Raw genomic sequence first — 13,301 nt, 5'->3', positions numbered from 1 at the left:
ACACCCGCCGTGACGGCGACGACGGCACCCGGCGGGAGTCGCACCGTCCCCGGGGCGTCCCCGTGACCCTCGCGCCCGACGACGGGCTGGCCCGGGGCATCGCCTGGGGCCTGCTCGCGGCCGAGGACTGGACTGCGGACGCCCTGCAGGCGGCGGTGACCCGCACCCTCGGCCGTCCGTGCGAGTGGGCCGGACGGGTCGTCGGGCCGGTCCTCGCCGCCTACCGCGAACCACCGACCGACCGGCCGGACGAGCTCGCCCGCTTCCTGCTGCTGGCGACGCCGTTGACCGAGATCGCCCACGCCGTGCGGCAGGAGCACGAGCCGCTGCGCGTCCGGGTGCTGGCGCCGGTACCGGGCCGGATGGGACGGCGGCGGTGGCCGGTGCCCGACCTGCCGGACCTCGTCGCGCTGGCCAGGCTGCTCGAGGTGCCGCTCGACCAGCTCGACTGGCTCGCGGACACGGCGAGGCTGCAGCGCCGCAGCCCGCCCGGTCCCTACCAGGCGTTCGAGCACCGCTGGCGGTCCCGTCCGCACGCGGCGCCCCGGCTGCTCGAGGCGCCGGGACCGCTGCTCCGGGCGGTGCAGCGGCGGATCCTCGACCGGATCCTGGCCTGGGTGCCGGTGCACCCCGCGGCCCACGGCTTCGTCGGCGGGCGGAGCGCGATCACCAACGCGGCCCGGCACGTTGGCGCCCCGACGGTGGTCGCGCTCGACCTGCGGTCGTTCTTCTCCACGATCACCGCGGCCCGAGTCGGCGGGCTCTACCGGACGATGGGTCTCCCCGAAGCGGTCGTCCGGGTCCTGACCGGACTGTCGACGCACGCCACCCCGGGCTGGGTGCTGAGCGGGATGCCGGCGGGTGGCGACCCGAGCGAGCGCCACCGGCTGCGTGCGACCCTCCGCAGCCGGCACCTGCCGCAGGGGTCACCGACCTCGCCGGCGCTGGCCAACCTGGCCTGCTTCAGCCTCGACCACCGCCTCCAGCGGTACGCCGAGACGGCCGGTCTGGTCTACAGCCGCTACGCCGACGACCTGACCTTCTCCGGTCCGGTCGCGCGACCGGCGGCGCTGCTGGCCACGGTGTCCACGATCATCGTCGCGGAGGGCTTCGTGGTGCACCCGGGCAAGAGCCGCGTCCGGCGCACCGGGGAGCGGCAGACCGTCACCGGCATCGTCACCAACCGGCGGCCCGGGATCGCCCGCTCGGACCGGGACCGGCTGCGGGCCGTGCTCCACGACGCTCGCCGGCACGGCCCGGAGGCGGCCAACCGCGAGCGCCACCCGCACTTTCGCGAGCACCTGCACGGCCGAATCACCTGGGTGGAGTCGGTCAGCCCCGTCCAGGGCCGGCGGCTGCGCGCGCAGTACGAGGCGATCGTCTGGCCCGAGAGGTGAGGAGGCTGTCGTCCGCTCGCGGGCTGCTCCCGTGCGCCGTGACGGATTCGCCGGTGCGCGAGGATCGAGCGTGACCGTCCACCTCACCGGCCGGCTGATCTGTGCGGACGAGCACCAGACGGCGCTCGTCCGCCGGCTCCTCGCTGAGCACGTGGCCCTGACCCGCGCCGAACCCGGCTGCCTCGCCTTCGCCGTCGACCCGACCGACAACCCGCGGGTCTGGCGGGTCGAGGAGACGTTCGCCGACGCCGCGGCGTTCCGCGCCCACCAACAGCGGATCGCCGGCAGCGTCTGGGGTCGGGAGACCGCCGGGATCGCCCGCGACTACGAGGTCAGCGGGCTCGATGGGTGATCCAGTTCCCGGGCTCTCGGTGGCGGGGCGGATGGTGCTCTTCGACCTCGACGGGACGCTGGTGGACTCGGCCCCCGGGATCCACGCCAGCGTGCGGTTCGCGGCCGCGGCGCTCGGTCTGCCGGCTCCGACTCCGACGCAGCTGAACGCGATGGTCGGCCCACCGCTGCAGGAGGGCTTCGTCGACGTCCTCGGCGTGCCGGCCGCCCGGCTCGACGCGGCCGTCGACGCCTACCGCACGCACTACCGGGCGGGCGCGATGTTCGACGTCACCGTCTTCGCGGGGATCCCCGACCTGTTGGCTGCGCTCGGCGCCGCCGGTGCCGTGCTCGCGGTGACGACGAGCAAGCCGGAGGTGTTCGCTCGCGACATCCTCGCCGCGGTCGGGCTGTTCGACGCGTTCGCGAGCGTGCACGGCGCGACCCTGGACGGGGCGGTCCGGCACAAGGAGCAGGTGGTCCGGCTCGGCCTCGAGGCGCACCCCGGCACCCGCGATCCGGTGTTGGTCGGCGACCGCGCCCAGGACGTCCTCGGCGCCCGCCGGCACGGCCTGCCCTGCGTCGGCGCGGGATGGGGGGCCGGTGATCCGGGCGAGCTCGAGGCGGCGGGTGCTGCGGTGATCTGCGCCAGCCCGGCCGAGGTGCCCGGCGCACTGCGCTCGCTGCGCCCGGCGGGCTGAACGCTCAGGCCGCGGAGGTCGCGGCGAAGATCAGGTGCGTCCCGCCGTCGAGCGCACCCGGCTCCGCGCAGGCGCCCACCTCGTTGTCGAGGAAGTGGCGCCAACGGTCGGGGTCTCGCTCGAGCGGCTCCAGCACGCTCGGATCACCCAGGGACGCCCAGTTGCTCGCGCTCGCGGCGACGACCCTGCCCCCGGCTTGCTCGACCAGGTCGCGGAGCTGCCGCCACCGGAACATGCGGCAGGCGTGCTCGGTCCGGTCGATCAGTCGAAGATCACCGTCGGCCAGTACGGCGTCGTTGACCTCGTCGCCGACCCGCTCGGCCACCCCGGTGACCGACGGAAGCGCCTGCCGCCAGGTTCCGAGCGTCGACATCACCGAGGCGAGCACGACGCCGCGCGGCCCGACGACTCGCAGCAGCCCGCGCACAGCCTGCTCGGCCTCCTCGAAGGCGTAGGAGAGGGGTCCGCCGAAGGCCACGACCGCGTCGAAGGCGCCGTCGCCGAAGCCCGCGGTGTCGCGGACGTCGCACTCGATCCGCTGCTCCACCCGGCGCTCGGCGTCGGTCGGGCCGACGTGGCGCCGGTTGAGCTCGAGCTGCACCGGCGAGAGGTCCGTGACCACGATCCGCGCACCGAGCGCCGCGAGCTCGAGGGTGAAGCGGCCGGGTCCCGCGCCGATCTCGAGAACGCGATCACCGGCACGGACGAACCGGGCCAGGAACCGGCGGTGCACCTCGAAGGCGACCCGCCCGGCGACGCTGTCGGTCAGCCGCGTCCACTCGCGCTCGCCGAGCGCGTCGTAGTACTGCCTGGTTCGGTCGGCGTCGCTCGGCATCCCGCCATGATCATCAGGTCGGTGACGTCGGGCCAAGTCGTTTTCGTCCCGGAGTGCGTTCGGCGGGGCGGATCCGACCGCGAGGACGCGGCTGATCCGCCCCGTTGAGCGAAAGGTTCAATCCATCCGGCCGTTGATCATGGAGGCGATCCGCTCGGCCACCTCGGCGAGCGGCTGCCGACGGGTGTCGATGCGCTCCATCCCGAGGTCCCGGTAGGCCGCCGCATCCTCCAGCGCTGCTTGGGTTCGCCCCTCGTCGTCGCGGTCCGCGAGCCGTCTGCGTCGCTCCTGGTCGTCGCAGTCGAGCAGGATCCAGCGGCCGTCGGGCCAGTCCGGCAGCTCGTCCGGGGTGCAGACTCCGAGCAAGATCACGTCCCCCGGGCCGACGATCTCGGTCACCGCGCGCACCAACCGGCTGTAGGCGGGCCAGGTCGACGGCGTCCGGCGGATCGGTGCGCCGGCCAGCTCGCCCGCCGGGTCCATCAGGGCGTCCCAGTCGAGCACGACGGGGTCCGGGCAGCAGCCGGCGCAACGGTTCGACCAGCGAGGACTTGCCCGAGCCCGGTGCGCCGAGCAGAGAGCTGATCATCGCCCGGCGCCGTCGGCGAACCGCTCCCAGGCCGACTGCCGGGTCATCCCGATGGCCTGCCCGATCCGTGCCCAGCTGATGCCCCGGTCGCGCGCGCGTCGGATCCAGATCCCGAGGTTGTCCTCGACCTGGGTCGCCACGGCGGCGATCCGCGGCAGCTGCGCGAGCAGCTGGTCGTCGTCCATCTGCTGCCAGTAGGGCACCTCCGGCGTGCCCGGCGGCCGTCGGGACGCGAACAGCTCGGTGCACAGCGCGACGCACTCGTTGCAGATGAGGACGCCGGGTCCGGCGACCATGTGCTCGATGCCGGTGGAGTGAGGTCCGGCCAAGGATCTGCTGAGACCCCGGCTCAGCCCCCGGAATGACCCTTGCCGGGCCGTACGCTCCGCGTGCGTCTCAGCGGGCTCCCAGCCGCGGGCGTGTCCCGCCCCCACCGACCCGAGTGAGCCCGTCATGACCCCGTCCCGTCCCTTCGCCCGCGCCGCCGTCGCCGGTCTGGCCGTCGCCGGCAGCACCGTGCTGCCCGTCCTGCTCCCCGGCACCGCCCAGGCCGCCACCTGCAAGGCCCCGACGGTGCTCGCCGCCGACTCCGACGTCCATGCCCGCGCGCTCGGCACGACCGACAAGCAGGCGGTCACCTTCGCGGTGCTCGTCCAGGACAACGGCTGCGCGACGACGAGCGTGCGGTTCCGACTGAGCAGCCCCGGTTCCTACGGCTTCACCGAGGCGGTGAAGGTCGGTGCGGGCGAGCAGAAGGGTCAGAACTACTGGGCGGTGCAGGTCACCTTCACCCGGCACGACGTCCGCAACGACGACGCCGGCACCTGGCGGACGAGCCTGACCGCGAAGAGCGCGGCGGGATCCCAGACCGCGAGCGGCCCGAGCTTCACGCTCAAGCGCGCGACCAGGCTCGGCGCCGACGCCGCCCCCGAGCCGATCCGCAAGGGCAGGACGATCACCGTCACGGGCACCCTGCAGCGGGCCGACTGGCAGCAGGGCCGGTTCAGTGGCTACGCCGGTCAGAAGGTGGCACTGCAGTGGCGTTCGACGGCCAAGGGCAGCACCTACAAGACGCTCAGGACCGTGACCGCCGGCAGCGGCGGTGTGATCCGGACGACCACCAAGGCCGGGGCCGACGGCTGCTACCGGTTCGCCTACGCCGGCAACGGCAGCACCGCGCCGGTCTCCGGGTCGAGCGACTGCGTCGACGTCCGCTGAGGGCGGTCGTGCCGGGTGGCCGGCCTCAGGCAGCCGCGAGGTAGCTCTGGACCCGGCTCAGCAGGTCGGCGGGCGAGAACGGCTTGGTGATGTACTCCGTGCAGCCCGCGTCGAGTCCCTCGTGGCGGTCGACGTCGTGGGCCTTGGCGGTGAGCAGGATCACCGGCAGCTCGGGGTCGCTGGCCCGGATCTCGCGGAGCACGTCGAGCCCGGAAAGCCCGGGCATCATCACGTCGAGCACCAGCACCGCCGGGCGCGCGGCCCGGTAGGCCTCGAGCGCCTCCGCGCCCGAGGAGACGCCGACGACGTCCACGCCGGCTCGGCGCAGCTTGAGCTCGACCAGCTCGAGCAGGTCGTCCTCGTCGTCGGCGACGACCACCCGGGCCGGGGTCGGCGCGCTCGCGGAGGTCGGCGCAGTGTCCACGGCGGAGGAGTGTAGGCGGCGGATGCGTCGCGGGCGACCGATCACCCGGTTCTCGGCCTGGTCAATAAGTACCCGGTCCGACCCGTCGGAGGGAGAGGTCCTCCCACGGGACCACGCCCGGGGACACCGCGATGGGTTACCTTGCGGGGCGGCGGGCCCCCGCCGCCCGACGACGGTGAGGAGCGACGGATGGTGACCCGCGAGCACGCCGAGCCGGTCGATGCGCTGCGCAACCTGCTCCGCGCGGGCCAGAACTACCGCCAGGTGCTGGCCGCGGCGGCCGGGGTCGGGGTCACCGAGACCCATGCGCTGACCACGCTGCAGGTGCTGGGCCGCCAGTCGCAGACCGCCCTGGCCGCCAACCTCGGCCTGACCCCGGCGGCCACCACCAGCGTGGTCGACCGGCTGGAGAGCGCCGGACTGGCCCGACGGACCGAGGACCCGGCCGACCGGCGACGCTGGATGATCGAGCTCGACGACCGCGGGCGGCGGATCCTGGCCGACTCGCGCCGGCGGATGGCCACGGCCTTCGACGCGGTCCCGCGCTCGGAGTGGGCCGAGCTCACCCGGCTGCTCGACGTCATCGCCGGAGGCCTCGACCAGGCGGCGGAGCAGCTCGGCAACAGCTGACGGCGGCTGCACCACGGTGCGGGCGAGCATGATCAGGGGGCAAGAGGCCGAGGTCGGCCGGTGCGGTCGACGGACCTGCAGGGGCAGGCCGACGCGGGGGAGGGTGCAGCGGGAGTTCGGGGGCGCCTCCCGCCGCACCCAGACCGCGGACGACAAGCGTCCCGCCTATCATCGCAAACATTTCGGGAAATGACGCCCGCCGAGCGGAGGAAGGCCCGGATCCGCTCTGCACGTTCTCACAGCGGAGCCCGCCGCGCAGGCCGCTCCCGGGCGCGGCCCTCGGCTCGGTGCCCTGGTCAGGACGGGGACAGCCGGCTCAGGCGGCCGCCAGCACCGTCCGCGCGGTCGCCCCGGCCGCCCGCCCGTAGTGACCGCCGAAGAGCACGGCGTGCACCAGCAGCGGATAGAGCTGGTGCAGCGGGACCCGCCGCTCCCACCCCTCCGCCAGCGGTGCCGCGCGCTGGTAGGCCTCGAGGACGTCGTCGAGGTGCGGCAGGCCGAAGAGCGCGAGCATGGCCAGGTCGCTCTCCCGGTGGCCGCCGTGGGCCGAGGGGTCGATGAGCACCGCGTCCGGCTCGGTCCAGAGCACGTTGCCCGACCACAGGTCGCCGTGCACCCGCGCGGGCGGCTCGTCGGGACCGGCGTACCGGTCGAGGTCGTCGGCCACCGCCCGGACGGCGTCCGCGTCCTCGTCGCCGATCGCCCCCGCGGCGACCGCGCGGTCGAGGAAGGGTCGGAGCCGCTGCTCGGCCCAGAAGGTCGACCAGCGGTCCACCGGCGGCGTGTCCGGCAGCGGCTCGCTGGCGATGAAGCCGGTGGCCACGCCCGGGAGCGCGCCGAACGCGGGCGCCCCGAGGGCGTGGGTGGCGGCCAGCGCCGCCCCGAACCGCCGGGCCGACGCACGGGACACCGTCCCGCCGGGAACCCAGTCGAGCACCAGCAGGTCGGGCTCGCTGACCACGACCCGGGCCACGCGGGTGCCGCCCGAGGCCTCCGCCTCGGCGAGCCAGCGCAGTCCGGCGGCCTCGTGGGCCAGCATCCCGTCACCGTCGGGCGGGGCGACCTTGGCGAAGAACTCGTCGCCGGCGGCCGTGGTGACCCGGTAGGGACGGCCGAACGAGCCGCCTCCGACGGCGGCCACCCGCGCCACGCGGGCGCCGATCGCCGCGCTGAGACGGGACGCCAGATCTGCTCGACTCCGCATCGATCCCCCCGGATCCGAGGCCCACCCCGAGCGGGAGGCGAGCCGGTGTGGTCCAGACCTTACTGGCGACCTGAGCGCCGGCTGACGGCGGCACCGGTCGTGTGCGACCGGACCGGTGGCCCGGCTCTCTGCCCTGGTCGGAGCGGGTGCGGCCCGGCCGGCGGTCCGTCACCAGCCGGTGTGCGGTCCGCGGACGGGCTCACCGCGGGGGCGCTCCGCGTGGGCGGCTTCGATAGCGTGGGACGACGCGTCGGGCGCTCCCGGATCGCGTCCCGCACCCTGCAGACCGGAGTCCCACCGATGAACAGCCCGTCCGCCGCCCGGCTCAGCGTCTCCGCCCGCACCGCGCTCGCCGAGCGGATGCGGCTGGCCGACCCCGCCGGTCCCGAGGGCACCCTGCCACCGCACGCGACCTTCCGGTCGAGCCTGGGACGGCAGTCGCTCAACGGTTCCTGGCGGTTCCACTGGTCGCCCGACCTGGCCGGCGCCCCGCTCGGGGTGGAGGCCGAAGACTTCGACGACCGGGACGAGGCCAGCGGGTTCGTCGACCTCGAGGTGCCGTCGAGCTGGCCGATGCACGGCCACGGCGCGCCGGCGTACACCAACGTCCAGTTCCCGTTCCCGGTCGACCAGCCCAACCCGCCGGACGAGAACCCGGTCGGTGACCACCGGCTGCGGTTCGACGTCGACACCAGCCTGCCCGGGTTCGCCGACGCGGGGGAGCGTCCCGCCGCCCTGCTCCGCTTCGACGGCGTCGACAACGCCGGCGAGGTCTGGCTCAACGGCACCCGGCTCGGGACCACCCGCGGCAGTCGGCTGCCGCACGAGTTCGACGTCACCGGTGTGCTCCGGCCGACCGACAACGTCCTCGTCGTCCGGGTCGCCCAGTTCTCGGCCACCAGCTACGTCGAGGACCAGGACATGTGGTGGCTGCCCGGGATCTTCCGCGACGTCACGCTCGTCCCGACCCCCGACGGCGCGATCCGCGACGTCCGGGTCCGGGCCGACTGGGACGGCGGCGGCCGGCTCTCCGTGCGGGTCGACGCCGGCCTGCCGGTCGCGGTCGAGCTGCCCGAGCTCGACGTCCGCACCGAGCCCGGGACGACGGTCGAGGTGGCCGGCGCCGAGCCGTGGTCGCCCGAGTCGCCGACCCTCTACCGGCTGGTGGTGAGCACCGACCTGGAACGGGTCGAGCTGCCGATCGGTTTCCGCACCGTCTCGGTCGCCGACAGCCGGATCCTGCTCAACGGACGCCCGGTGCTGCTCCGCGGGGTGAACCGCCACGAGCACCACCCGGACCTCGGCCGGGTCATCCCGCCCGAGCTGGTCCGGCACGAGCTCGAGCTGATGAAGCAGTTCAACGTCAACGCCATCCGCACCTCGCACTACCCGCCGAGCCCGCTGCTGCTCGAGCTGGCCGACGAGCTCGGCTTCTACGTGATGGACGAGTGCGACCTCGAGACCCACGGCTTCATCTACGCGGCCTGGCGCCGCAACCCGTCCGACGACCCGGCCTGGACCGACGCCCTGGTCACGCGGATGCGGACGATGGTCTCCCGCGACCGCAACCACCCGTGCGTGTTCAGCTGGTCGACGGGCAACGAGGCCGGGGTGGGGGCCAACCTGCCGGCGATGGCCGAGGCCGCGCGCGAGCTCGACGACACCCGGCTGATCCACTACGAGGGCGACTGGGACTCGGGCTGGCAGGACGTCTACTCGCGGATGTACGCCTCGCCCGACTACTGCGAGCAGGTCGGGCTGGGCACCGAGGCGAGCACCGAGGACCCGGCGCTCGACGCGCACCGCCGGGCGCTGCCGTTCGTGCAGTGCGAGTACGCGCACGCGATGGGCAACGGGCCGGGCGGGCTGACCGAGTACCTCGACCTGTTCCGGGCCCACGACCGGCTCAACGGCGGCTTCATCTGGGAGTGGCTGGAGCACGGCATCCGGATGGAGCGCGACGGGGTCAGCTGCTTCGGTTACGGCGGCGACTTCGGCGAGCCGGTCCACGACGGCGTCTTCGTGATCGACGGTCTCGTCACCGCCGACCGGGTGCCGCGGCCCGGGCTCCACGACCTCAAGAAGGTGTACGCGCCGTTGCTGGTCGAGGTGGCCGACGACTGGTCCGGCGTCCGGGTGCAGAACCGCCAGGACGTCGCCGGGCTGACCGCCTTCGCGTTCCGCTGGTCGGTCGACGCGGACGGCGAGCAGCTGGCCGGCGGCGACCTCGCGGTCGGCGACGTCGAGCCGGGCTCGTCGGTCGAGGCCGCCCTGCCCGCGGAGGCCGCGGCCGCTGACCGCCCCGGCGCGGTGCTGACCGTGCAGGCCGTGCTGGCCGCCGACTCGTCCTGGGCCCCGGCCGGCCACGAGATCGCCTGGGGCCAGTCGGTCCGTCCGGTCGCACCGGCCGCCCCGACCGGCGGGGTGGCCCCGGTGGTGCCGTCCGAACCGACCGGCGGGGTGGTCGAGCTCGGCCCGGGCCGGTTCGACCCGGCCACCGGCGAGCTGGTCGCGCTGGGCCCGCACGCCGTCACCGGCCCGACGCTCACCCTGTGGCGCGCGCCCACCGACAACGACAACGGTCGCGGCTGGGAGGAGGACGGCAGCGAGGGACCGATCGAGGCCGACCAGTGGCGCCGCCAGGGTCTCGACCGGCTCCGCGTCCGGGTGCTCTCCGCGGCCGCGGACGGCGACGCCTTCGCGGTGCGGCAGCGGATCGGCACCGCCACCGCCGACCACTTCTGCGAGCTCGAGCTGCGCTGGACCAGCGACGGCGAGACGCTCGGGCTGAGCGCCGAGCTCACCGTCGACGAGGCGATGGGCCGCTGGGACGGGACCTGGCCGCGGATCGGCGTCGAACTGACGCTGCCGGGCGAGCTGGACCAGGTCCGCTGGTCCGGGCGCGGACCCGGCCAGGCCTACCCGGACACCGGGCAGAGCCAGCGGTGGGGGACGTTCCGCTCGGACGTCGACGGGTTGCAGATCGACTACGTCCGGCCGCAGGAGAACGGCTCCCGTCGGGCCTCCGAGGTCGCCCTGACCGGGGCGGACGGGCACGGGATCGCGGTGGCCGGACCCGAGTTCGGCTTCGCCGCGCGGCCCTGGTCGGCGGAGACGCTGACCGCGGCCGACCACACCCCGGACCTGGTCCCGGACGGCGCGGTGCACCTCACGCTCGACCACCGCCAGCACGGGGTCGGCACGGCGGCCTGCGGGCCGGGCGTGCTGCCGGGCTACCAGCTGCGGCCGTCACGGCTGACCGAGGAAGACCGTCGGTTCAGCTTCGTCTTCCGCGTGGTCTGAGCCCGCTTCAGGCGGTGCGGCCGAACAGCTCGCAGACCCACCAGCGGCCGTGGCTGTCCTTGACCGCGCCGACGCCGATCCGGCGGTACGAGGAGTGCAGGATGTTCGCGCGGTGGCCCGGCGACCGCATCCAGCCGGCCACCGTGGCCTTGGCCGACGGGAAGCCGTAGGCGACGTTCTCGCCGACCTCGCGGAGACCGCACCGGTCGAGCACCGGCCCGAGCGGCTGGTGGTAGAGCGTCTGCTTCTTCGCCATCCGTGACGCCTGGGCCTGCGCCAGGGTGTCGAGGCACTTCTGCCGGGCCAGCGTGCTGCGGTGCCGGCTGGTCCGCTCCGTCACGGTGCTCTTGACCACCTGGAGGCGGAACGCCGTGGTGGCGCTGGGTTTGGTGGCGGCCTGGGCGGCGTCGGCGCTCGTCGGCGGACCGGACAGCCCGATCAGGGCGGTGATCACGGGGGTGCCGAGCAGCAAGGCGGCGCGGGGCCGGCTCGGGGCCGGTGCGGCGGGGAAGTGGTCCACGGGGGTCTCCAGGGTGGTGACGACGTCCCCCGGCGGTGTTCGGTGAACGACCGCGACCCGACCCCCGGCCGGTTCGAGCGCCGACTCTAGCCCAGCGGGGGAGCGCGGGGAAGGTGTCGGGACCGGCCCTTCGACAGGCTCAGGGCCCTTCGACAGGCTCAGGGCCCTTCGACAGGCTCAGGGCGCGTGGTTCCCTTCGACAGGCTCAGGGTGCGGACGCACGAGGGCCCGGCACCGTGTCGGTGCCGGGCCCTCGATCAGCCGGTGATCAGGTCGGTGGACCTGTCACGGGCTCTCAGCTCACTTGGTGAAGCCGACGTTCTGCCAGATCACGCTGGACAGGCCGAACGAGCCGTAGTTGGCCAGCTTCTTCTTGGCCGCGGTGTTCTGCGGACGCTGGTAGAGGACGATGCTGTGCACGTTCTCCCAGATCAGCTTGTCGGCCTGGTTGGCCAGCTCGATCCGCTTGGTCTTGTCGGTCTCGACGTTGATCTGCTTGACCAGGCTGTCGACCTCGGGGATGGAGAGCTGGGTGAAGTTGCTCTCGCTCCCGGTGCCGTAGATCTGGCCGATGCCCGAGAACGGGTACGGGGTGCCGAGCCAGGAGAAGGCCACCATCTGGAACTCGTGCTGGGTCAGCAGCGAGCCGTCCTGGAACTTCGAGACCGGCGTGTTGGCGATGGTCACCTTGATGCCCACCGACTTCAGCTGGTTCTGCACCTGCAGCGCCTCGTTCTGGCTCACCTTGATGCCGTCGAGGGCGGCGAAGCTGACGGTCAGGTCCTGACCGTTCTTCTGGTAGTACCCGTCCGAGCCCATGGTGTAGCCGTCGCTCTCGAGCGTCTGCTTCGCCTTGGCCTGGTCGTAGTTCACGCCGGCCGGGGTCGCGTTGTCCTGGTAACCGGTCTGCGTGTTCACGAAGATGTGGTTGTTCATCGGCGCCACCGGCTCGTTGAGGCCGGCGAGGTCGGACTCCGCGATCAGCTTGCGGTTCAGGCCCTGGGCGATCGCCTGCCGGACCTTGAGGTCCTTGAGGGCGCCCGCCTTGCTGTTCAGCGTGATGTGCCGGAAGTCCGGACCGGCTGCGGCGCGGACCTCGCCGTCGCTGACGGCCTTGGCCTTGGCGAACGCGCTGGCGTCGACGCCCACGTCGAAGGTGTCGATCTCGTTGTTGGCGAAGGCCGCCGGCTGCGACGGGGTGGAGATCGCCTTGAAGGTGATCTTGCTCAGCTTGGGCTTGTCACCCCACCAGGTCGGGCTCGGCACCAGGGTGAGGATCTTCTGGGTCTGGTCGAAGCTGTCGACCGTGAACGGACCGGCCAGCCAGTCCTTGATCTTGGTGATGTCCTTCCAGCCGTTGTTGAACACGCTGGAGGAGGACACGCCCTCCTTGGGGAACAGACCGAAGGTGCCGGCCCAGTCCGGGTAGGCCGCCTTGTAGGTCACGATGACCTGCTGGGCGTTGGTGCCTTCCTTGACGCTGGCGATCTGGTCGTAGCCCTGGGTGCTGGCGCACTGGAACTGGGTGTTCTGGCCGTTGCAGGCCTTCCAGGTGGCCTCGAAGTCGGTCCAGTCGATCTTGCGACCGCTGCCCCAGACCGCCTTCGGGTTGAGGTTGTAGGTCACGACCTCCGGGCTCGAGTCGCTGGACTTCACCGAGCTCAGGAAGTTCGGGTCCGGCGTGTAGTCACCCTTGTCGTTGTAGTCGAACAGGGTGGGGAGCATCGGCCCCATCATCGTGTTGTTGTCGCCGGTGTTGCCGTTGACGTTCAGGGTGTTCCACTGCCCGCCGAACTCCTCGACCGCCAGGCGCAGCTCGCCGCCGTCGGCGATCGCGTCCCGCGGCTGCGGGTTGATCGCCGAGGCAGGGAGCGCCTCGGCGGTCTTGCTGCCCGAGCCGGAACCCGTTCCGGAGCCGGTCCCGCCGCCACCGCCGCCACAGGCCGCCAGGATCACCAGCGCCCCCGCGGCCGGAAGCACCAAGAGCTTTCGTGCCTTCACATGTCCTCCAAGAAACCTGTCGTGGGCGGTCGGACCACCCGGATAACGTGGTGACTCTACGGGTTTCACCCTGCCGCGACCGAGCGCTGCCGGTTACAGCCTGCTAACAAATTGCGCGATCGCGGCCGTTTACGTGTATTCGCGACCCG

General features: G+C 73.2%; 13 protein-coding genes. 6 read left to right on the top strand and 7 right to left on the bottom strand.

From position 1 onward, the window contains the following. Nucleotides 1–62 precede the first annotated feature (62 nt). The 3 genes from FHX74_RS11085 to FHX74_RS11075 all read left to right on the top strand — a co-directional run bounded on the left by FHX74_RS11085 (nucleotide 63) and on the right by FHX74_RS11075 (nucleotide 2,428). On the top strand, nucleotides 63–1,397 hold the full coding sequence (locus tag FHX74_RS11085; protein ID WP_182560164.1) for a reverse transcriptase family protein: 1,335 nt from the start codon (nucleotides 63–65) through the stop codon (nucleotides 1,395–1,397). Between the two features lie 70 nt (nucleotides 1,398–1,467). Next, nucleotides 1,468–1,749: a putative quinol monooxygenase gene (locus FHX74_RS11080; protein WP_182560163.1), complete on the top strand. Its 282-nt coding sequence runs from the start codon at nucleotides 1,468–1,470 to the stop codon at nucleotides 1,747–1,749. Continuing rightward, on the top strand, nucleotides 1,742–2,428 hold the full coding sequence (locus tag FHX74_RS11075) for an HAD hydrolase-like protein (protein ID WP_182560162.1): 687 nt from the start codon (nucleotides 1,742–1,744) through the stop codon (nucleotides 2,426–2,428). The genes FHX74_RS11080 and FHX74_RS11075 overlap by 8 nt, the downstream gene beginning before the upstream one ends. Before the next feature lie 4 nt (nucleotides 2,429–2,432). Here FHX74_RS11075 and FHX74_RS11070 read toward each other — a convergent pair whose 3' ends face one another. The 3 genes from FHX74_RS11070 to FHX74_RS11060 form a co-directional block, all read right to left on the bottom strand. After that, nucleotides 2,433–3,263, bottom strand: coding sequence for a class I SAM-dependent methyltransferase (locus tag FHX74_RS11070; protein ID WP_182560161.1), 831 nt, complete (start codon nucleotides 3,261–3,263; stop codon nucleotides 2,433–2,435). Nucleotides 3,264–3,380: 117 nt separating this feature from the next. Next, on the bottom strand, nucleotides 3,381–3,767 hold the full coding sequence (locus tag FHX74_RS11065; protein ID WP_182560160.1) for a hypothetical protein: 387 nt from the start codon (nucleotides 3,765–3,767) through the stop codon (nucleotides 3,381–3,383). Between the two features lie 81 nt (nucleotides 3,768–3,848). After that, complete coding sequence (locus tag FHX74_RS11060; protein WP_182560159.1) at nucleotides 3,849–4,148, bottom strand: ClpX C4-type zinc finger protein; 300 nt, start codon at nucleotides 4,146–4,148, stop codon at nucleotides 3,849–3,851. A gap of 157 nt (nucleotides 4,149–4,305) precedes the next feature. Here FHX74_RS11060 and FHX74_RS11055 point away from each other — a divergent pair, with 157 nt between their 5' ends. Then, nucleotides 4,306–5,070, top strand: coding sequence for a hypothetical protein (locus tag FHX74_RS11055; RefSeq protein WP_182560158.1), 765 nt, complete (start codon nucleotides 4,306–4,308; stop codon nucleotides 5,068–5,070). 25 nt (nucleotides 5,071–5,095) lie between these two features. On the opposite strand, the gene FHX74_RS21100 is transcribed toward FHX74_RS11055, so the two are convergent. Beyond that, the gene (locus FHX74_RS21100; protein ID WP_328823764.1) at nucleotides 5,096–5,494 is read right to left on the bottom strand and encodes a response regulator transcription factor; all 399 of its coding nucleotides are present in this window, start codon (nucleotides 5,492–5,494) and stop codon (nucleotides 5,096–5,098) included. Nucleotides 5,495–5,683: 189 nt separating this feature from the next. Between FHX74_RS21100 and FHX74_RS11045 the strand changes: the two genes are divergently transcribed. Then, complete coding sequence (locus tag FHX74_RS11045; protein ID WP_182560156.1) at nucleotides 5,684–6,124, top strand: MarR family winged helix-turn-helix transcriptional regulator; 441 nt, start codon at nucleotides 5,684–5,686, stop codon at nucleotides 6,122–6,124. A 316-nt stretch (nucleotides 6,125–6,440) separates the two neighbouring features. On the opposite strand, the gene FHX74_RS11040 is transcribed toward FHX74_RS11045, so the two are convergent. Then, entirely contained in the window at nucleotides 6,441–7,328 is an 888-nt protein-coding gene (locus FHX74_RS11040; protein WP_182560155.1) for a fructosamine kinase family protein, read from the bottom strand. Between the two features lie 300 nt (nucleotides 7,329–7,628). On the opposite strand from FHX74_RS11040, the gene FHX74_RS11035 reads away from it, so the two are divergent. After that, complete coding sequence (locus FHX74_RS11035) at nucleotides 7,629–10,631, top strand: glycoside hydrolase family 2 TIM barrel-domain containing protein (protein WP_220483760.1); 3,003 nt, start codon at nucleotides 7,629–7,631, stop codon at nucleotides 10,629–10,631. A 7-nt stretch (nucleotides 10,632–10,638) separates the two neighbouring features. Here the strand turns inward: FHX74_RS11035 and FHX74_RS11030 are convergent, their stop codons facing one another. Together FHX74_RS11030 and FHX74_RS11025 are read right to left on the bottom strand one after the other, a co-directional pair. Then, entirely contained in the window at nucleotides 10,639–11,151 is a 513-nt protein-coding gene (locus FHX74_RS11030; protein ID WP_182560154.1) for a CAP domain-containing protein, read from the bottom strand. 300 nt (nucleotides 11,152–11,451) lie between these two features. Next, nucleotides 11,452–13,131, bottom strand: coding sequence for an ABC transporter family substrate-binding protein (locus FHX74_RS11025; RefSeq protein WP_182560153.1), 1,680 nt, complete (start codon nucleotides 13,129–13,131; stop codon nucleotides 11,452–11,454). Nucleotides 13,132–13,301: the final 170 nt, after the last annotated feature.

The sequence above is a fragment of the Microlunatus kandeliicorticis genome (assembly GCF_014137855.1).
Taxonomy (GTDB): Bacteria; Actinomycetota; Actinomycetes; order Propionibacteriales; family Propionibacteriaceae; genus Microlunatus; species Microlunatus kandeliicorticis.
Note: the sequence above shows the minus strand (reverse complement) of the source record. Positions and strands in the feature narration are given on the sequence as shown.

Excerpts from the sequence above, each read along its gene's own strand:
- FHX74_RS11055 (WP_182560158.1), top strand. The coding sequence starts at position 4,306 with ATGACCCCGTCCCGTCCCTTCGCCCGCGCCGCCGTCGCCGGTCTGGCC.
- FHX74_RS11035 (WP_220483760.1), top strand. The coding sequence starts at position 7,629 with ATGAACAGCCCGTCCGCCGCCCGGCTCAGCGTCTCCGCCCGCACCGCG.
- FHX74_RS11045 (WP_182560156.1), top strand. The coding sequence starts at position 5,684 with ATGGTGACCCGCGAGCACGCCGAGCCGGTCGATGCGCTGCGCAACCTG.
- FHX74_RS11075 (WP_182560162.1), top strand. The coding sequence starts at position 1,742 with ATGGGTGATCCAGTTCCCGGGCTCTCGGTGGCGGGGCGGATGGTGCTC.
- FHX74_RS11040 (WP_182560155.1), bottom strand. The coding sequence starts at position 7,328 with ATGCGGAGTCGAGCAGATCTGGCGTCCCGTCTCAGCGCGGCGATCGGC.
- FHX74_RS11060 (WP_182560159.1), bottom strand. The coding sequence starts at position 4,148 with ATGGTCGCCGGACCCGGCGTCCTCATCTGCAACGAGTGCGTCGCGCTG.
- FHX74_RS11070 (WP_182560161.1), bottom strand. The coding sequence starts at position 3,263 with ATGCCGAGCGACGCCGACCGAACCAGGCAGTACTACGACGCGCTCGGC.